The organism is Bradyrhizobium sp. B039, assembly GCF_038965675.1.
GTDB classification, from domain to species: domain Bacteria; phylum Pseudomonadota; class Alphaproteobacteria; order Rhizobiales; family Xanthobacteraceae; genus Bradyrhizobium; species Bradyrhizobium diazoefficiens.
The window spans coordinates 3,732,220-3,753,608 of record NZ_CP152416.1 but is presented as its reverse complement, the minus strand read 5'-3'; the positions used below and the strand labels follow the sequence as shown (position 1 = coordinate 3,753,608).

At 63.3% G+C, this 21,389-nt stretch carries 6 protein-coding genes; 4 read left to right on the top strand and 2 right to left on the bottom strand.

Annotated features, from left to right (window positions below; translation table 11 throughout):
• Positions 1–1,295: 1,295 nt before the first annotated feature.
• A complete protein-coding gene (locus AAFG50_RS17335; RefSeq protein ID WP_028170790.1) occupies positions 1,296–13,682 on the top strand; it encodes a VCBS domain-containing protein in 12,387 nt (4,128 codons plus the stop codon).
• Between the two features lie 561 nt (positions 13,683–14,243).
• On the opposite strand, the gene AAFG50_RS17330 is transcribed toward AAFG50_RS17335, so the two are convergent.
• Both AAFG50_RS17330 and bamA read right to left on the bottom strand, forming a co-directional pair.
• Entirely contained in the window at positions 14,244–14,459 is a 216-nt protein-coding gene (locus AAFG50_RS17330) for a hypothetical protein (protein ID WP_162185832.1), read from the bottom strand.
• A gap of 743 nt (positions 14,460–15,202) precedes the next feature.
• A complete protein-coding gene (gene bamA / locus AAFG50_RS17325) occupies positions 15,203–17,665 on the bottom strand; it encodes an outer membrane protein assembly factor BamA (protein WP_231166729.1) in 2,463 nt (820 codons plus the stop codon).
• Positions 17,666–18,013: 348 nt separating this feature from the next.
• Between bamA and AAFG50_RS17320 the strand changes: the two genes are divergently transcribed.
• The 3 genes from AAFG50_RS17320 to AAFG50_RS17310 all read left to right on the top strand — a co-directional run bounded on the left by AAFG50_RS17320 (position 18,014) and on the right by AAFG50_RS17310 (position 21,389).
• Positions 18,014–18,379 (top strand): hypothetical protein, encoded by a 366-nt coding sequence (locus AAFG50_RS17320; protein WP_049832366.1) that lies wholly within the window; start codon positions 18,014–18,016, stop codon positions 18,377–18,379.
• Positions 18,380–18,633: 254 nt separating this feature from the next.
• Entirely contained in the window at positions 18,634–20,160 is a 1,527-nt protein-coding gene (locus AAFG50_RS17315; RefSeq protein WP_311995518.1) for an efflux transporter outer membrane subunit, read from the top strand.
• The gene (locus AAFG50_RS17310; RefSeq protein WP_028170786.1) at positions 20,157–21,389 is read left to right on the top strand and encodes an efflux RND transporter periplasmic adaptor subunit; all 1,233 of its coding nucleotides are present in this window, start codon (positions 20,157–20,159) and stop codon (positions 21,387–21,389) included. Before AAFG50_RS17315 ends, AAFG50_RS17310 begins: the two co-directional genes overlap by 4 nt.

Here is a 21,389-nt window from a genome sequence, read left to right as displayed (position 1 = left end):
CGCTCCCTTCGGGCCGGTGCGGTTTTTGATGATCCGCCCCTGTCCCCTTATCGGCTGAATTGCTCAGCGCTTCCTCTCATTAGGGATCGTAGCGACCGGTATCCGGGCCCGCCACCACGATTTCAATATGCAACCGATACTTTTTTGATGTGCAGCACACGGCCCCGTAACCGGGGGGCCACACTCTCCGCGAAACGGCGCCCCACACGCACGGCGTTGCGCACAGCAGGTCACGATTGCGCGGAAGGCCTCCGGTGATTGAGGCTGATGTTGCCACTCGCGTTCAACCCACGGAATGAGCTGCGACGACCGCGGCCCTGCTCTTCAAAACGTACGCCCACAATGATCATGACTGGATTTTTATGGATCTCTCGGTGCACACGCCGCGCACACGCAGCTATCTAACCAATTGAAAACCCTAAACTCTCGCTCCAATCCATCATGGGCGAGTTTGAGCTAACTCCAGCAATCTATGACCTATTGGGGCCAATCATAGCAAGGTTCGTCCTACCAAAGACAATGCAGAAGACCGTCTTTCACCCTTGCCCCATGAGCCCACCGTGAAATGTCCAGGAGCGCCGAAAACATCCGGCTGCGCATTCATCGACGTCAGCAACGCCCGATGCCACATGACATTGCGCGGCAAATTCGAAGAGCCCGCCGGCGAAGACCAAGGGTGGTCTCAGCAAGGCACAGCTGAGGAAGAGCGAGGCGCAGCATCGCAGCCACTGCGAGCAAAAGCAGTGGGCTAAGATTGCCCCGTTTGGGTCATGTCGGAAATGGCCGGTGCTATGTGGATGGCTTGTGCGGTGACCATAAGAGCCTCCATTTCTTTGATTTCATCGCCGGACGGTCAGCAACATTTGCGAAGTGTCAATCGCATCTGAGCAGCCAACTGGCGATCCGTCTTCGCATTGAAATTTCCTTTGTGTGCAATCGGGCACGTCGTAGAACAGGCGCCAACTGAGGATGTTTCGCGATGCGAATTCTCTTTTGAGTTGATATGACATACGTCCGCATCGAAGTTTCTGCGGTCATACAAGGGCGTACGCCATGCTCGCGTGATGCAACCGAGGGCTGTTTGTTCGATGGTGCAGTGCGCTTCAGTACGTAGTTTTCCCTATTTTCTGTTTCCAGCTTGACGCACTTCGCATTCTCAGAAACATTCTCCAAAATTTTGCAGATCGCCAAACGCTTTTACTTCCATCCAACCGACGCAACATTTGAGCGCCGACACTGACAAAGCCAACCGGGTTTGGACAGCTAACCAATAAATTTTGGGGAGGGGCACAGCCATGTCAAATTCAGCCGCGATCATCGGTACGCCGACGAATTCGACCGTCACCGAAGACACCAATCTGCAGACGCTGGTTGCGGCGGGATCGATTTCGATTTCGGATGCCAATGCCGGGCAGGCGGCTTTCAAGACGACGGTCATCGCCGCTTCGGGCGATCTCGGCACCCTCACCATCGCTGCCAACGGCTCCTACGTCTACTCGGTAGCAGACAGCAAGGTGCAGTATCTCGGCGCCGGCGACACCAAGGTCGATAGCTTCACGGTCACCTCGCTCGACGGCACCCAGAAGCAGGTGGCCTTCACCATCTACGGCGTCAATGACACCGCCATCATCGGCACGCCGACCGTCGTCGACGTGGTGGAAGATGCCACCAGCCCCACCCTCAAGGCGACCGGCACGCTCTCGATTTCGGATGCCGATCAGAGCGAGGCCGCGTTCAAGACCGCCGTAATCTCGGCGTCAGGCAACCTCGGCAATCTGGTCCTGCAGAGCAACGGCAGCTACAGCTATTCGGTCGCCGACAGCGCCGTGCAATATCTCGGAGCCGGCCAGGTCAAGACCGATGTCTTCACGGTCACCGCGCTCGACGGCACCACCAAGCAGATCACCTTCAACATCCACGGCACCAACGACGCAGCCGTGATCGGAACGCCGACCCAGCACAACGTGGTCGAGGATGCCAGCCAGCCTACCCTGTCGGTTTCAGGGTCGATCTCGATCTCGGATGCCGACCAGGGTCAGGCCGCCTTCAAGACGACGGTGACGTCGGCCGCTGGTACGCTCGGCAACTTCGTCCTTGCAGCCAATGGCACCTATACTTACTCCGTCGCCGACAGCGCCGTGCAATATCTCGGCGCGGGACAGACCAAGGTCGATACCTTCACGGTCACCTCGCTCGACGGCACCACCAAACAGGTGTCCTTCACCATCCATGGCGTCAACGACGCCGCGATCATCGGCACGCCGACCGTGCACGATGTGACCGAGGACGCCACCAACCCGATCCTCTACGCGGTCGGCACCGTCTCGATCACCGACGCCGACCAGGGCGAGGCCGCATTCCAGCCGGCGCTGCTGGCCGGCAGCGGCAATCTCGGCGTGCTGATCATCGGCAGCGACGGCGCCTACATCTACGCCGTGCTCGACAGCGCGGTGCAGTATCTCGGCGCCGGCGATACCAAGGTCGATACCTTTACCCTGACGGCACTCGACGGCACCACCAAGCAGGTGTCGTTCACTATCCACGGGGCCAACGACGCCGCCATCATCGGCACGCCGACCGTGCATGACGTGACCGAAGATGCCAATCCCACCACGCTGACCGCCTCCGGCACCATTTCGATCTCCGACGCCGACCAGAACCAGTCCACCTTCAAGACCACCGTGACGGCCGCGGCGGGCACGCTTGGCGCACTCTCGATCGCGACCAACGGCGCCTACACCTATTCGGTTGACGATTCCAAGGTGCAGTATCTCGGCGCCGGGCAGACCAAGACCGAGACCTTCACGGTGACCGCCTACGACGGCACCCAGAAGCAGGTGTCCTTCACCATCCACGGCATCAACGATGCCGCAGTCATTGGCACTCCCAGCGTGCACGATGTCTATTCCGATCCGACCAAGTTCAGCTTGACCGCGACCGGCTCGATCTCGATCTCGGACGCCGATCAAGGCGAAGGAGCGTTCAAAACCACGGTGGTTTCGGCGGCGGGAAATTCCGGGCATCTGACGCTCGCGGCCGACGGCAGCTACACCTATTCCGTTGCGGAAAGCGTGGCGGCCCAGCTCGGCACCGGCGCTTCGAAGGTCGATGTCTTCACGGTCACCTCGCTCGACGGCACCACCAAGCAGGTCTCGTTCACCATTCACGGCGGGACCCCGGCGAACACGCCGGCAACGATCGGCGATCCCACCAACGCCAGCGTGACCGAGGACGTCGGCGGCAGCACGCTGACGGCATCCGGCACCATTTCGATCAGCGATCCCGACGCCGGCCAGGCCGCGTTCCAGACCACCGTTGCCCCGGGAGCCGGCAATATCGGCACGCTGTCGCTACAGAGCAACGGCAGCTACACCTACTCGGTCCTCGACAGCGCCGTGCAATATCTCGGCGCCGCTGACAGCAAGGTCGACATCTTCACCGTCAAATCGGTCGACGGCACGTCGAAGGTCGTCTCCTTCACGATCCATGGTGCCAACGACGCCGCCGCCATCGGCGCTCCGCAAACCCACGACGTCACGGAAGACAGCGGCGTTCAGCCCTTCGGCAACCTCGTCGCGTCAGGCCAGTTGACGGTGGTCGATCCGGACCAGAACCAGTCCTCGTTCCAGCCCGGCACCATCACGGGCGCCGGTAATCTCGGCACCCTGACGCTGGCGGCCGACGGCACCTACACCTACGCGGTTGCCGACAGCGCCGTGCAATATCTCGGCGCCGCTGACAGCAAGGTCGACACCTTCACCGTCAAATCGGTCGACGGCACGTCAAAGGTCGTCTCCTTCACGATCCATGGCGCCAACGACGCCGCCGCCATCGGCGATCCGCAAACCCACGACGTCACGGAAGACAGCGGCGTTCAGCCCTCCGGCAACCTCGTCGCGTCAGGCCAGTTGACGGTGGTCGATCCGGACCAGAACCAGTCCTCGTTCCAGCCCGGCACCATCACGGGCGCCGGCAATCTCGGCACCCTGACACTGGCGGCCGACGGCACCTACACCTACGCGGTTGCGAATTCCGCGACCCAGTCGCTCGCGGCTGGCGATACCCATATCGACAATTTCACCGTTCATTCGTCTGACGGCACCGCCAAGGTGATTTCGTTCAGCGTTCACGGCACCAACGATGCGGCCACCATCGGCGATCCGCAGGCGCACGACGTCACCGAAGACGCAACGACGCCGACCCTGTCGGTGTCGGGCCAGTTGACGATGAGCGATGCGGATCACGATCAGTCCGCCTTCGCCACCAATGTGGTATCGGCTGCGGGCAATCTCGGCCAGCTCACCATCACCGCCGACGGCCATTACACCTACAGCGTCAATAACGCTGCGGTGCAGGGCCTCGCGGCGGACGAGGTCCGGATCGAGACCTTCACCGTCTCCTCCGTCGACGGCACGCAAAAGCCTGTTGCGTTCACGATCCACGGCACCCAGGACGCCCCTGCCCTGCAAATCGCAACCGCCTCGGGCGCCGACGACGCCCCGATTTCGCTCTCCATTGCGGCCCATCTGGTCGACGATAGCGGCACGCTGGCGCCGATCGTCATCACCGGCATTCCGTCCGGCTATACGCTCAACCACGGCACCTTCTTCGACGGCGACGGCCACTGGGAGGTGCCCTCCGACGCCGCCACGCTGGCGACGCTTGCACTGATCCCCGGAGCCGACGCGCACCAGGACACGTTGGTGCTCAACGTCTCGGTCGCATCGATCGAAAACGGCCAACAGGCCTTCGCCTCGGGCCTGATGACGGTCAACGTCTCGGCAAGTCAGAGCGACTCCAGCGCCCGCGCGGTCGACGGCTACGTCGCCGGCGCGTTCGTGTTCGCAGACGCCAATGGCAACGGCACCTACGACACGGGTGAGGCTTCGGCCGTCACCAATGCCGATGGCAGCTTCACCCTGCACAACCCCCACGGCACCCTCATCATGTCCGGCGGGACCGACATTTCCACCGGGCTCGCCTTCTCGGGCACGCTCAAGGCGCCGGAGGGATCTACGGTCGTCACGCCGCTGACCACCCTGATCACGACCATCGCCGCGACCGGAGTCTCGACGGCCGATGCGACCAACCAGGTCGCAACCGCCTTCGGGATCGACCCGACCCATATCGACATCACGACCTACGATCCGGTCCCCGCCGCCGTCTCCGGCGACACGGCAGCGACCGCCGTGCTGTCGGCCGGCGTCCAGGTGCAGAGCACGATTGCGCAGATGTCCGCCGTCGGCGTTTCGTCGACGGATGTGGTCGCTGCGATCGCGGACGCCATCGCCAACCCCGGCAGCGTAACGCTCAATCCCGGCGAAACCATCCTGACCTCGAGCGCATCGGTCCAGTCGATCGCGACCAGCGCGGGCGTCAGCTCCGACGCCCTGACGACCGTGACCAGCGTAGTCCAGGCCGCCAACGCCAGCATCCAGGGCGCCCAGGACGTCACCACCATCGCCCAGGCGGCCCAGGTCGCCCAGGGCGACGCAACAGCCTCGCTCGCGGCCATCACCAACTTCGCCGACCCCAACCAAACCTCCGCGGTGACCCAGACCTATGTCGACAATCTGTCGACCCAGGTGAGCCAGGCGGTGGTCGCCAGTCCAGCCGGCCTCGTCCTCGGCACGTCGGGCAATGACGTCCTGACCGGAACGGCAGCCATCGACACCATCGACGGACGCGAAGGCAACGACCAGATCTCGGGCGGCGACGGTGCCGATCTGCTGTTCGGCGGAGCCGGCAACGACCGGATCGCCGGCAATGCCGGTAACGATCATATCGATGGCGGCGCTGGTTTCGATCGCGCGCTCTACACCGATGCGACCGGCGGCGTCACCATCAACATGGCCGCCGGCACCGCGTCGGGCGCGGGCGTCGACAGCGACACGCTCGTCAACATCGAAGGCATCGTCGGCAGTGCCTTCGCCGACACCTATGATGCGACCGGATTCACCGGGGTCTCCGGCATCCCGGGCTCCCCGATCGGCTACAACGAATTCGAGGGCGGCGGCGGCGACGATAGCATCACCGGCACCGTCAACGCCGAGGGCGCCTTCCTGACGCGGGTCTCCTATGTGAGCGCCACCGCCGGCGTGACCGTCGACCTCGCCGCCGGCACCGCCGACGGCGACGCGTCCGTCGGGCACGACACGTTCCACGGAGGCATCCAGTCGGTCTGGGGCTCGAGCCACGACGACATCTTGCGCGGCAGCAATAACGGCTTCGGCACCGTCGAAGTGTTCTCGGGCTTCGCCGGTAACGACACGTTCGACGGCCGCGGCGGCTTCGACCGCGCCGACTACAACCAGGATCCGACCACGACATCGGGCATCACGGTCCACCTGGCCGCCGGCACCGTCACGGGCGACGCCTCCGTCGGGACCGACACCCTGATCTCGATCGAAGCGGTCCGGGGTACCAATTTCGCCGACACCTATGACGCTACCGGGTTCTCCGGGACCAGCATCAATGCCGGATCGAACGGGACGTTCAACGAATTCACCGGTGGTGGCGGCAACGACACCATCATCGGCAACGGCAACACCCGCATCAGCTTCAACAATGCGACCGCCGGCGTGAGCGTGGACCTGCAAACCGGCGCGACGCCGGGCACGGGCACCGCCACCGGAGACGCCTCGGTCGGCACCGACACCTTCAGCGGCGTGAACGCTGTGCAGGGATCGATGTTCGACGACACGATCTACGGCAGCAACAACACGGCCGTGACCGAGACCTTCACCGGCAATGCCGGTAACGACTATATCGACGGCCGCGGCGGCTTCGACATCGCCAGCTACAACAACATCTACCTGTCGACCGGCAGCATCGCCGTCAACATGGCGGCCGGCATCGTCGTCGGCGATTCCTCGATCGGCACCGATACGCTGCGCTCGATCGAGGGCATCCAGGGCACGGTGAACGCCGACACCTACAACGCGACCGGGTACGGAGCGGCCGGCGCGTTCAACGTCGGCAACAACGGCACATTCAACCAGTTCGAGGGCCTGGGCGGCAACGACATCATCACCGGCAACGGCAATACCCGCGTGATCTACGCCAATGCCACGGCGGCGGTCACGGTGGACCTGTCGCTCGGCACGGCTCACGGGACCGCGGCGGGCGATCTGGCGGCGATCGGGACTGACAGCTTCACCGGCGTCTTCAGCGTAACCGGCTCGGCCTTCGCCGACACCCTGATCGGCAGCGCCGGCAGCGACATGTTCGTCGGCAACGGCGGCAACGACCAGATCAACGGCGGTGCCGGCGGCGACATCGCCATCTATTCCGGAACCAAGACTCAGTATTCGATTTCGACCGACGGCGCCGGCCACGCCACGGTGACCGACAACGTCGCCGGACGCGACGGCACGGATACGCTGACCAACGTCGAAGCGTTGCAATTCACCAACGGCACCGTCCTGATCACGTCGGGCAGCGCCGCGAACCCCGTCGACCTCTCCGACACCAGGCTGTACTTCAACGCGGCCACCAATCCGTTCACGTCGGCGACCGGATCGGCCGACGATTACGTCAAGATCAACCAGGGCCTGTCGGGCCACCTCATCGACCTCGGCGCCGGCGCGAACGACACCGTGATCCTCGGCGTCACCGGCGGCTACAACCTCAACCTCGCCAATGTCGAGTATCTCGTCGGTACCGCCGGCGACGATTTCGTCGGCTTCGCCTCCAACGTCAACGGCCTGACCATCGACATGGGTGGCGGCAACGACACCGTCAATCTGGCCAACGGCTCGAACTCCGTCAGCGCGAGCAATATCGAGAACCTGAACGGGAGCGACTTCGCGACCGGCAGCCTCTCCAACGACACGCTGAGCCTGCTCAACAACGTAACTGGACTGTCGGTCAACCTCGCCAACGGCATCAACACGCTGAACCTCGCCGCCGGCGCCAACGCCTTCGTCAACATCTTCAGCGTCGATACCATCAACGGTACGGCTTCCGACGATTCCTTGTCGATCGCCAATGGCCTATACTCGCCGAACAACGATGTATCGATCGATCTCGGCGCCGGCAACGACACGCTGACGGTCAGCTCGCAATTTGGAGGCTTCGCGCTCCACAATGTCGAGCATATGGTCGTCACGTCGGCCAATGCCTTCTACACCCTGACCAACGACCAGAGCGGCCTCGCCATCGACTTCGGCGGCGGCAATTCGGGCCTGCAAATCGCGGCTGGAAGCAACAGCCTCGCGCTGACCGGACTCCAGAACGTTGGCACCGGCGACTATATCGGCGGCACAGGCTCCGCCGCGTCCGACGACACGCTGACGCTGCTGAATGATGTCAGCAACCTGACCGTCAATCTGCAAGAGGGCAACAACACCCTGAACCTTGCGGCCGGGACCAATTCGATCACCGCCTTCAACGTCCAGCACATCTACGGCACGGCGTCGGACGACGTCCTGACCATGCTGAACGACGCCGGCGGCGACACCATCGACCTCGGTGCCGGCAACGACACGCTGAATCTGACCGGCTTCACCGGTGGTGTCACCGTCGCCAATGTCGAACACGTCAACGGCAGCAGCCAGACCGACTTCATCACCATCGCCAACGCGTCAGGCACCACGACCGTGACCGGCGGCGTCGGCAGCGACGTCATCACGGCGAGCGCCGCGACCGACATTATCCGCTACACCGATGCATCCGATTCCTCCACGATGACCGGCGAGGACACGATCAACAATTTCGATGCCGCGCACGACCAGTTCCTGCTGGACGGCGTCGCAGGTCTCGCAGGCTCGGTGCACTTCATGGCATCGGGCGTGCTCGACGGCTCGCCCGCGACACCGCATACCGAGGCGATCCTCGCCAATGTCGACGGCCAGACCCAGCTCCAGATCGACGTCGACGGCAACGGCACGATCGACGGCAGCGACATCGTGGTCGTCATGAACGGCCTCACCGGCTCGCTAAGCGATGCCAACTTCGCGGTGATCGCGCCGAACCACGCACCGACCGACATCGCGATTTCCAACGCGACCGTTGCGGAGAACAGCCCCGCCGGCACCGTCGTCGGCACGCTGTCGGACACCGACCCGGACGCCGGCGACGGCGCCGCCTTCACGCTGACGAACAGCGCGGGCGGCCTGTTCGCGATCTCGAACGGCAACCTCGTGACCACGGCACCGCTCGACTTCGAGCAGGCGGCCTCCTATCAGGTCGTCGTGCAGGTCGCCGATACCGCGGGTACCACCTTCAGCAAGACGCTTCAGATCGGCGTCACCAATGTGAACGAGGCTCCGACCGACGTCACCCTGACGAACGCGTCCGTTCTGGAGAATTCGCCCGCCGGCACCATCGTCGGTAGCCTCGCGGCAATCGATCCGGATGCGAACGATTCTGCCACCTTCACCCTGCCGAATGATGCCGGCGGCCTGTTCGCCATCGCCAACGGCAATATCGTCACCACTGCCCCGCTCGACTACGAACAGGCAGCCTCGCACCTGGTCACCGTCCGCGCCACCGATGCCGGTGGGCTGTCCTTCGACAAGACCTTCACCATCGCCACTGGCAACGTCAACGAGGCGCCGACCGCCGTGCTGCTGTCCAACGCCTCGGTTGCGGAGAACAGCGCGGCCGGCGCCGTCGTCGGCGCCCTGTCGGCGATCGATCCGGATGCGGGCGACAGCGCCACCTTCACGCTCACGGACAATGCCGGCGGCCTGTTCGCGATCTCGAACGGCAATCTGGTCACCACCGCCGTGCTCGACTTCGAGCAGGCGGCCTCCCACCAGGTCACGATCCGTGCCACCGATTCCGGCGGATTGTCCCACGACACGACGTTCACCATCGCGACGACCAACGTCAACGAGGCGCCGACCGCCATTTCACTGTCCAACGCCACCGTGCCGCAGGGAACGGCCAACGGCACGGTTGTCGGCACACTCTCGGCGGTCGACCCGGATGTGGGCGATAGTGCAACGTTCTCGCTGCTCGACAATGCCGGGGGCCAGTTTGCGGTCAGCGGCAACAGTCTGGTGGTTGCGGGCGCACTGTCCGCTGGCCCACAGCAGGTGGTCGTGCGCGACACCGATTCCGGAGGGCTCACCTTCGACAAAACCATCACGATCAGCGTCACGACGGGCGCACTCGTCGTCGGAGATGCCAGCAACAATAATCTGGTTGGCACGGCCGGCGACGACACCATCCAGGGCCTTGGCGGCAACGACAAGCTACAGGGGCTCGGCGGCAACGATACGCTGGACGGCGGCCAGGGCTTCGATCGGGCGATCTATACCGACGCCACCAGCGCCATCACCGTCAACCTTGCCGCGGGTACGGTGACCGGCGGATCAGGCTCGGACACGCTCGTCAACATCGAGGCCATCGTCGGCAGCGACTTCGCTGACACGATCAATACGTCCGGGTTCCTCGGCGACAGCGGTATTGCGGGAAATCCGCTCGGCCTCAACGAGATCGAAGGCCGCGGCGGCAACGACACCATTATCAGCGATGCCAACAGCCAGGGGGCGCCGATGACGCGCCTCTCCTATGTCAGCGCAGCCGCAGCCGTGACGGTCGACCTCGCGGCCGGAACCGCCCACGGCACCGCCGCAGGCGATACGGCGAATGTCGGCACCGATACCCTCGTCGGATCGGGCTTTGCTGCCGTGATCGGCTCCGCCTTCGCCGACACCCTCCTCGGCAGCAACAACGCCAGCGGCACGGTCGAGATATTCGACGGCCGCGGCGGCAACGACACGCTCAATGGGCGCGGTGGTTTCGACCGCGCCGACTATGCGCTCGACCCGGCAACGGCGTCCGGTATCACGGCCAACATGGCAGCCGGAACCGTGACCGGAGACTCCACGATCGGGACAGATACGCTCGTTTCCATCGAATCCATCCGCGGCACCAATTTCGTCGACACGTACAATGCCGTCGGCTTCTCGGGATCCGGTGTCAATCCCGGCTCCAACGGTACTTTCAACGAATTCAACGGCATGGGCGGCAACGACAGCATCACGGGCAACGGCAACACGCGCCTTGCCTTCGTCAACGCCACCGGCGGAGTGACGGTCGACATCGCGGCCGGAACCGACTCGGGTGACGCCTCGACCGGCAGCGACACCTTCTCCGGCGTCAACGCCATCCAGGCTTCGATGTTCGACGACACCCTGCTCGGCAGCAACAACGCCACCGGTACCGAAACCTTCACCGGTCTCGCCGGCAACGACTACATCGATGGCCGCGGCGGCTTCGACCTCGCGAGCTACAACAACATCTACTTCTCGACTGGTCCGGTGACCGTCAATATGGGCGCGGGAACAGCCACGGGCGATGCGTCCATCGGTAACGACACGCTGCGTTCGATCGAAGCGATCCAGGGCACCAATTTCAACGATTCATACGACGCCAGCACATTCGGCACCGCCGGAGCCCTCAATATCGGCAACAACGGCACGTTCAACCAGTTCGAAGGTCTCGGCGGTAACGACACCATCGTGGGTAACGGCAACACCCGGGTGATCTACAGCAGCGCTGCTGCCGGGGTGACGATCCACCTCGCCGCCGGCACTGCGACGGGAGATGCCTCCGTCGGAACCGATACCTTCTCCGGCGCCAACAGCGCGACCGGAAGCCAATTGGCCGACACCTACGACGCGACCGGATTCACCGATAGTGGCACCTTCAATAGCGGCACCTTCAACCTGTTCGAGGGCCTCGGCGGTAACGACACCATCACCGGCAACGGTAACACACGCATCGCCTATGCGCAGGCGGCGGCCGCCGTGACGGTCGACCTGTCGCTCGGGACCGCACATGGCACGGCCGGCGGCGATCTCGCCAATGTCGGTACCGACACCATCACCGGCGGCGTCAATTCCGTCCAGGGATCGAACTTCAACGACACCCTGATCGGCGGCGGCGGCAATGAGTTGTTCTTCGGCGGCGGCGGTAGCGACACGATCAATGCCGGCGGCGGCAACGACCAGATCACCGGCCAGGCCGGCGCCGACACGATCGATGGTGGTGCCGGAACCGACATGGCCATCTATACCGGTCCCTCCTCGGCCTACACCATCACGACCCTCGCAGGCGGACAGATCCAGGTCGCGGATTCCAATTCCGCCCGGGACGGCACCGACGTTCTCACCAATGTCGAGGTTCTCCAGTTTAGCGACGTCACCACCCTGCTCGCCTCGGGGACAGCAGCCAACCCGATCGACATCTCGAGCATGGGCCTCGGAGCCAACGGCAACGCCATCCACGGAACGGCAGGCGACGACTACCTTATGGTTGGAGGCAGCAGCTTCGGGCATCCGATCGATCTCGGCGCTGGCAACGACACCGTGATCCTGGCGACCGGTGGCGCCTCACTCACCTTGACCAACGTCGAAAACGTCCTCGGCAGCAGCGGCGACGACTTCATCAGCCTGACCAACAACGCCAACGGATTGTCGATCGATGGCGGCGCGGGCAACGACTTTGTCAGTCTCGCCAACGGCCTCAACTCACTCACCGTCCACAACGTAGAAAACGTGAACGGCAGCGATTTCTCCGGTAGCTCGGACGATACGCTGACGCTGCTGAACGACGTCACCGGCGTTTCGGTTAACCTGGGCAACGGCAACAACACGCTGAATCTCGCCGCAGGCGCCAACTCGCTGGTCGACATCTTCAATGTCCAGCACATCAACGGAACGTCATCCGATGACGTGCTGAAGGTGACTGACGGCGTCTTCGGGCCGAACAACAATTCGATCATCGATCTCGGTGCGGGTGACAATACTCTGAACTTCAGCTCTGGCGGCCTATCGCTGACCGTGTTGAACATCCAGCACATCAACGGCAACGCGCTGGACGACTTCGTGCAGCTCAACAACGATGTGTCGGGCATCGCCATCGATCTCGGCGGCGGTAACGACACGCTCATACTGGCCAGCGGCACCAACTCCGTTGCGGTCAGCAACGTCGAATCCATCAGCAGCAACGACTTATCGGGCGCGCCGTCCGACGACACACTGACATTGCTGAACGACGTCACCGGCGTCTCGGTTAACCTCGCACAGGGCAACAACACGCTGAACCTCGCCGCCGGCGTCAACTCGCTCGACAGCTTGTTCAATATGGCGCAGCTGAACGGAAGCGCTTCCGACGACACGCTGACCGTGACGCAACAGTCGTTCGGAACGGTGTTCGACATGGGCGCCGGCAACGACACCATCAACTTCCAATCGACCGCTGGCGGCGTCACGGTCGTCAATACCGAGACCGTCAACGGCAGCGCCGGCAACGACTTCATCACCATCGGCACCGGCGCGACCGCCACGACGATAACCGGCGGGGCCGGCGCCGACATGATCACCGTCGGGTCCTCGGCCGTGAACTTCAACTTCAACGCCGTCGGCGACTCGCAGACCGGCAATGGCGATACCATCGTCAATTTCGATGCAACCAGCGACACGTTCACGTTCAAGAACATGACCGGGCCGAATGGATTCACCGGAGCGGTTCACTTCGTCGGCACCGGGACGTTCGACGGAACGGCGCAAGCTCCGCAATCCGAGGCGCGCGTCGACAATGCAAGCGGGAATGCAACCCTTCAGATCGACGTCAATGGCGACGGCGTGTTGGATGCAAACGATGTCGAGATCCACCTGACCAACTACGTCGGAACGCTGCACGATTCGAACTTCATCCTGGCCTAGGGGACGCCGAACTTCCGCACCCTGCCCACACCTGATGTGCCTCGCCGAAATGCGGGCCGCGTAGAGATCGACGATGATCCGTCCTGCGGTTGCGCGGGAGGGTCAACGAACTCCGCGCTTCATTGATAAACTGCCTCCCTGCGCCCACCCATTGCGCAGCGGTTTCCAGCGCCTTAAGACGTCTGCGCTCATATGCTGTCGTAAGATTTTTCTAGATCTCCCGGTGCACGTCGTGCACACGCCGGCGTCTAACCAATTGTAAAACTTGAACTCTCGTTCCAATCCATCATCGGCGCGGTGGCAAATTTGCGGTCCAAGCTATTCATCTTATTGAGGTATTTTAACTCCGATCAGCCCTTTATGTGATTGGACCGACTGAGAATTCTCGTTTGACGAGGCTTCCGTAGATTGGCTCTTCTAGGACGATATCTGCATGAATTGGAAGCGGAAATCGCCTCTTCGGATTATCAGTGCACACGTCGCGTGCGCGGGAGCGGGAGTGCACACGTCACCCGAATGGCGTATGTCAGAGATCCTGGAGAGCGATGGCTTCGGTTATACTCATTCAGCGATGTGAGTATAAATCGCATGCATATGCTGCGCCCATTCAATCGCGGGCCATTCATTGACCGGCCAAACCCAGATTTTTGCCCCGATATTTGACCGCTGGCACGCTAATGCTAATGAAACACCGTTATGCGCCGAATGAATACGAACGAACTCGAAAGGCAGGCAAAGGGGGTGGCCGCCCTGATGCGCATGCTTGCCAATGAGCATCGTCTGCTCATCGTCTGCAAGCTCGTCGAATATGGCGAAATCAGCGCTACAAGTTCAACTGGGAGAGGCCGTTCCTCGACGGCGGCAAGAATTCCTATTTCGAGAACTCCTTCGTCAACATCGAGACCATCATGAAGCGGCTGGGCCAGGAGCACGGCGTGCGCTTCGCGTTCGAGTGCTACGACCTCGGAGCAGCGCTTTGAGGATGGCAAGCTGCACACCGTCAGAGAGGCCGGCATCGTTTGCGCATACGGTACCTGTCTCCCCGGCCACCGGCAATCTTTGGCCAAGCAGGGAGAGACGGCGCAGCAGCAAGTCTACCTGACCACGCCCGGTATCGGGCCGAGCGGGCCGCGGCATGCGCACGGCGCACCGGGAGGCGCCGGAGGAGCGCGGCAAACGATCGGAGGTGGTCCCGGAGGACCGGGAGGAAATGCCACGCAACGCAGGCGCATGGGCCTTGGCGGCGGTGGAGGCGGCGGCGATCCGAAGCCGGGCGGGCCAGGCGGCGGAGGCGGCGGCGGGAACGGTTGGGCCGAAACGCCGCTCGCCGCGCAGAACGCGATCATCAATGCCAAGGTCAGTCTACGCATGTCGTCACTCCTCGCGACTTCCGCCGCAGATTGCCACAAGCCTTCGTCCTCTCAAGCGTCCACACCTCTCGGGAAACATCGCGCAATGCTTTCGCAAGTACAGAAACATTTGCCCAGCCGAAGCCCGGCCGAACGCGACGATGTTGCAGCTTAGAACGACGTCCCTCCCCCGAATCTGAACTGCTGGACGGTGTCGTATTTTCCCTTGGTCAGCGGGATGGCGTAGTCGAAGCGCAGCGGACCGAAGGGCGATTGCCAGATCAACCCGACGCCGACGGAGCTTCTGATGACCTTGCTGTCGTCGTATTGCAGCCCGCAGGTGGGACACGCCGCCGAATTGACCTCGCCCGTGGCGCTCCAGGACGTCGGCCCCTGATAATCCCAAAGCGAGCCCGCATCGGCATAGACCGCGCCCTTCAGCCCCACCTCCTTCGGCAGGAACCAGAACGGCATTTGCAGTTCGGCCGATGCACCCCAGTATTTCGTTCCGCCGAGCGCATCGCCGGTCGCACCGAAACTGGCGTAGGAGATGTCGCGCGGGCCGATGCCATTGGACGCGAAGCCGCGGACGAGGTTCGGACCCATCTGGAAGTGATCCAGCATGCGGAGATCCTTGTCGCCGACTTTGTTGAGCACCCCGCCCTGCAGATGCAGGAGCCCGACGATCTCAGCCACCAGCGGCGCGTAGTATTTTCCGTCAACGGCGGTCTTGAGGTAGCTGACATTGCCGCCGACTCCAGCAAAATCCTGCCGCCAGTCGATCAGCAGTCCGTCCGTCGGGTTCTTGTTGTTGTCGAGCGTATTGTAAGTCAGCGTGTAGCCGACGGCCGATGTCCAGGACGCGCCGTCCGACAACTCCTTGCGCACGGGCAACGACGACTCGCCGTCGCCATAGCAGCCGTAGCCGTAATACGAGGAGTCGCTGGAATAGACGGGATCAACGCCGCCAAGCACGTTCTTGATGTAGGCGGGCGTCGGATTGTAGGCCAGCGAGGCATTCGACGCATTGTTGTTGCAGTTGTTGTAGGCGCTCGAAAGCTCGATGCGCTGCTGGTAGAGCGAGTAGCGCAACTGCAGCGACGTATCCTCGCGCAAGGCGAGGCCAACGCGCGGCGAGAGCCCCAGCGTGGTCACGCCGTAACTGGTGTAGCTGTTCGCCTTTTGCTGGCGATAGGACAAGTCGAGCCCAAGCGCGATCCTTTGCTCGAGCAAATAGGGCTCGACGAAGGAGAGCGTCACGCCCCGGGAATATTGGCCGTAGGTCACCGACGCCTTTCCGTAGAGCCCGCGCCCGAAAAGGTTACGTTCGGAGATGCTGACCTCCGCCAGCGCGCCGTCGGAGGTCGAGTAACCGCCCGAGATCGAGAAATCGCCGGTTGACTTCTCCTCGAGATCGACGATCAGGATCACGCGGTCGCTGGAGGAGCCCGGCTCCGTGGTGATCTTGACCGACTTGAAGAAGTCGAGGTTTTTCAGCCGCCGTTCAGCACGGTCGACCAGCGCGCGGTTGTAGGCATCGCCCTCGGAGAGGTCGAATTCGCGGCGGATGACATAGTCGCGCGTGCGGGTGTTGCCGCGAACGTTGATCCGCTCGATGTAGGTGCGCGGCCCTTCGTCGATGGAGAAGACAACGGACACTGTTTGGGCCTCGAAGTTGCGGTCGCCGGTCGGACGCACGACGGCAAAGGCAAAGCCTCTGCGCGACGCCTCGATCTGCATCTCCTCGACCGACTTCTCGAGCAGCTCGACATTGTAGAGCGAGCCTGCATTGACCCGGGAATAGGAGCGTAACGCGGCCGAATCGAAATTTGGCACGGTGGAACGAAACTCGACCGATCCGACGCGGTATTGCTGGCCCTCCTCGATCTTGAACGTGACGAGAAAACCCTTGCGCTCGGGATCGTATTCGGTGAGTGCAGCCACGACCTGTGCATCGGCAAAGCCGTTCTTCAAATAGAAGCGGCGGATCAGGTCGCGGTCGGCCTCCACCCTGTCCGGATCGAAAACGTCGTTGTTGCCGAGGAAGCTCAGGAGATTGCCCTCATGCGTCTTGATGACGTCACGCAGCCGTGCGGCTGAATAGCTGGTATTGCCGATGAACTCGATCGACTTGACGCCGGTCTTGCCGCCCTCCTGGACCGTGAAGATGAGATCGACGCGATTGTTCGGCTGCTCCACGATTTCGGGCGTGACGCGCACGTCATAGCGGCCGGAACGCCGATAGATCTCGGCGATCCGCAGCGTGTCCGACTGCACGATCGCGCGCGAGAACGTACCGCGCGGCTTGGATTGCACCTCCGCGGACAATTGCTCGTCCTTGATCTTCTTGTTGCCTTCGAAGGCAACGCGGCCGATGACAGCGTTCTCCACCACCGAAACCACGATCTGCATGCCCGCGCGCCTGATCTGGACGTCCTGGAAGAGCCCCGTGCCGATCAACGCCTTCAGGCCATCGTCGATCGCGGCCTGGTCGAGCCGGCCGTCCGGAGTGCTCTTGAAGTAGGAGCGAACGGTCTCGGCCTCCACGCGGCGATTGCCCTCGACGACGATACTCTGCGACACCTGAGCGCCCGCGGCTGTCGGCAACCCAACCATGACAACGCAGGCCGCCATCGCGATCCCGCAGATCGCGGCCGCGATCGCCCAATTTCGCCAAACCTTCATTCCACACCTCACGAGCAACTGACCGCTCTGAGACGAAAACGCTGTGGCGGTGGTGTGGCTCGAAAGTTGCTGGATCGTTGCTAACGATTTGGATTTATCGCCGCGACGGACACGCCCGAACAGGCCTGCACGAGGGCCCGCAGAACGCTCTTCAGCAGCAGAGGCGGCTGCAACGCGCGTCCTGCGCGATCGCTTGTCGGTTTGGGCGGGCAACGTCCCGCAACAAGTGAGCGATTTACTTGATCGCCCGCCGGTGCGAGAGGCCGCGAAGGCTTGGTCAATTCCGGAGAGACAAACGTGATCTCGATCGCACGCCCGACAAGAATTTCGGCCCTCATTGCTACGCTCGTCGCGTCGCTCGCGGCAATCGATGGTGCAACGGCAGCCGAGCGAAAGCAGCGGGAGAATGCCGATGTCTACGCCTACGGGCCTCGCGGCCCCAACCGCTCGTACCAGGCCGGACCGCACACGCGCATCTATGTCACCAAGAGATCCTGGCTGGACGGCGGGACCGAGGTGCTTCCCGGCGAGCGCAAGTTCACCGACTACGCATTTCCTCCGGGGATCTCATTTGCGCGCCAGAACAATAACCGGCCGCTCGACTGGCAGCCGCTCTATCCGGCTTTCGACCTCGGCGGCCTCTCCCCGGGATTTCCGTTCTAGGCAGCGGCGCAGAAGCAGCCGGCGAGGCCAGGCATGCGCCTCGTCTCGGCTCCGTACAAGTCGCAATCGCTGTTTACATTCAGCAACATTCCGCCTGCTGAAAGGCCATAGTGAGCGTGCTACTGGCCCTCATTCCGGTCCGGCAACAGGCCGACCTCGCTCTTCAAGCGCCAGAATGCGGTTCGATTTTCATCCGCATTCCCACGACATGGACGCCAGCCGTTTCGATGCCCTTTCAGCCGACCGCAACAGACTTGCCCTCGAGAAAGGAGCGGCATCAGCAGAGCGCCTGCCCGGGACTGACCTCGCCAACCAAGCGCTTGTGCGGCGCCGTCATCGTTACGAGCCTGCTCGCCGGCTGCGCCGTCGGGCCGGACTATATGGGGCCGCCTCGCGTGACGCTGCCGACCCAATGGGCCAACGCGCCCCGGCACCAAAGGGGCACCGGCGAATTCGGACGATGGTGGTTTCGTCTGCGCGACTCCCTGCTCACCCAGCTCATCGGCGAAGCAGTGGAAGCAAATCCGAGCCTCGCGAAGGCAAAGGCATCGGTCCGCGAGGCGCGAGCCACGGTTGCGCAAACCGCATCGGGCTTGTTCCCGTCGGTCACCGGGTCGGGTTCGGTGACTGACAACAAGACCAGCAGCGCAGGATCTTCTGGCGTCGCCATCGGAACGTCCCCCTACACCTTGTACCAGGCGGGTTTCGACGCGAGCTGGGAGCTCGATCTGTTGGGCGGCACACAGCGCAACATCGAGGCCGCGATTCGCTCCGAACAGTCGGCCGAAGACGAGCTGAGATATAGCCTCGTCACCCTGCTCGGCGACGTCGCCGCCTACTATGTCGATGCACGCGGCTATCAGGCGCGCATCGCGCTCGCGAGGCGAACGGCCGCTTCGCAGCGCGACACCGAGCGTTTAACGCGCACGAAATACGAGGCCGGCAGCGCCACCGCCGTCGATCTCGCCAAAGCCTCGGCCCAGGCGGCCAGCACGGAAGCCAACATTCCGACCTACGAGGCGGCCCTCGCCGCCGATACGCATCGCCTCGGCATCCTGCTCGGCCGCGCTCCGACTGCAGTATCGGGCCTCTTCGCAAAATCGGCGCCGGTCCCCGCGCCGCGCATGCCGCTACCGACGGGAGTTCCCGCTGATCTCCTGACCAACCGGTCGGACGTCGCGAGCGCCGAACGCAAGCTTGCGCAGGCCACCGCAAAAATCGGCGCCGCCGAGGCTGACCGCTATCCCAGCATCTCGCTGACGGGATCGGTGGGGACATCGGCGATTCGCGCCGGCGACCTCGCCAAATATTCCAGCGTGAGCTGGTCGGTCGGCCCCTCCATCACCGTGCCGGTGTTCGACGCCGGTAAGCGCTACGCGACCGTCAGGATCGCCGAGGCGCAGCGGGACCAGGCCTTTGCCACCTTCCATTCGACCCTGCTGTCCGCGCTCGAAGACGTCGAGAATGCGCTGGTGGCGCTCTCGCGCGAGAAGGCACGCGCCGGCAAGCTAGCGGAAGCGGCGAAAAACTATCGTGAGGCCGCACGGCTCTCGCGCTCGCTATTCGAGACCGGATCGTCGAACTTTTTGGATGTGCTTGACGCCGAACGCTCGCTCTATTCGGCCGAAGACTCGCTGATCCAAAGCCAGGTCGCCATCGCCAAGTACTATGTCACGCTGGCCAAGGCGCTCGGCGGCGGGTGGGTCGATCCGGTCGATGCCGCGACGCCGCTGATCGTCGACGCCAATACGGGGCCGCACGCCCGGGAGGCCCTGCGATGAACATCCTTGCCAGGGGATCGCGAACATGGCTCGCGCTGGCGTGCCTCCTCACCGCGATCGGCGTCGCCGCCGCCGTGCATTTCCGCAGCGGATCGGCGAAGACGACGGCGTATATCACCGCACCGGTGACGGTCAGCGACCTGCGGGAGGAAGTGCTCGGCAGCGGAACGCTGAAACCTCTGCGGCTCACGGCGGTCGGCGCCCAGGTGTCCGGTCGCATCACGTCCCTGAACGTGCGCGTCGGCGATACCGTGAAGGCGGGCGACGTCATCGCCCAGATCGACCCCGTCACCAAGCAGAACGACCTTCGCAATTCGGAGGCCTCGCTGAACAATTATCGCGCCCAGAAGGTCGAGAAGGAAGCGACGCTGGTCCTGGCCGAGGCCAATCTGGCGCGCCAGCAGGCCACCCTTGCGCAGCGCGCGACCTCCCGCAGCGATTACGACAACGCCGACGCCACCGCGAAGCAGACCCGCGCGCAGATCGCGGCGCTGGAGGCGCTGATCGCGGGCGCCCAGGCGGCGGTCGAGACCGCCAGGGTCAATCTCGACTACACCCGTATCACCGCCCCGATCGACGGAACGGTTCTTGCCGCCGTGGCTCAGGAAGGACAGACCGTCAACGCGGTGCAGTCGGCACCGACCATCGTCGTGCTCGGCCAGCTCGAGACCATGACCGTGCGCACGGAGATCTCGGAGGCCGACATCGTCAAGGTGCAGCCGGGACAGGCGGTGTATTTCACCATCCTCGGCGACCAGGACCACCGCTACGAGGCGACACTGGAGCAGATCGAGCCGGCGCCGGAATCGATCAAGAGCGATTCGAGCTTCTCCTCCAGCTCGACGAGTTCGACGTCGAGCTCGTCGTCGTCGAGTTCCACCAGCACCGCCATCTACTATATCGGCGTGTTCAAGGTGCCGAACCGCGAATTGCGGCTGCGCACCTATATGACCGCGGAGGTCCATATCGTCATCGGCGAGTCCAAGCGCACCAAGACGATCCCCGCGCTGGCGCTGACGCGGCAGCCTGACGGCCGTAACACCGTTCGCGTGCTGGACACATCCGGCGAGGTCCGCCAGCGCGATGTGAAGATCGGGCTCAACGATCGCACCACCGTGGAAGTCAAGTCCGGCCTCAGCGAGGGCGAGCACGTCATCACCGGAGAATCGTCGAACAGTGGGCCGACCTCCCGCGGCTTCCCGCAAGGTGGCCCGCCAGCGGGATCGTGA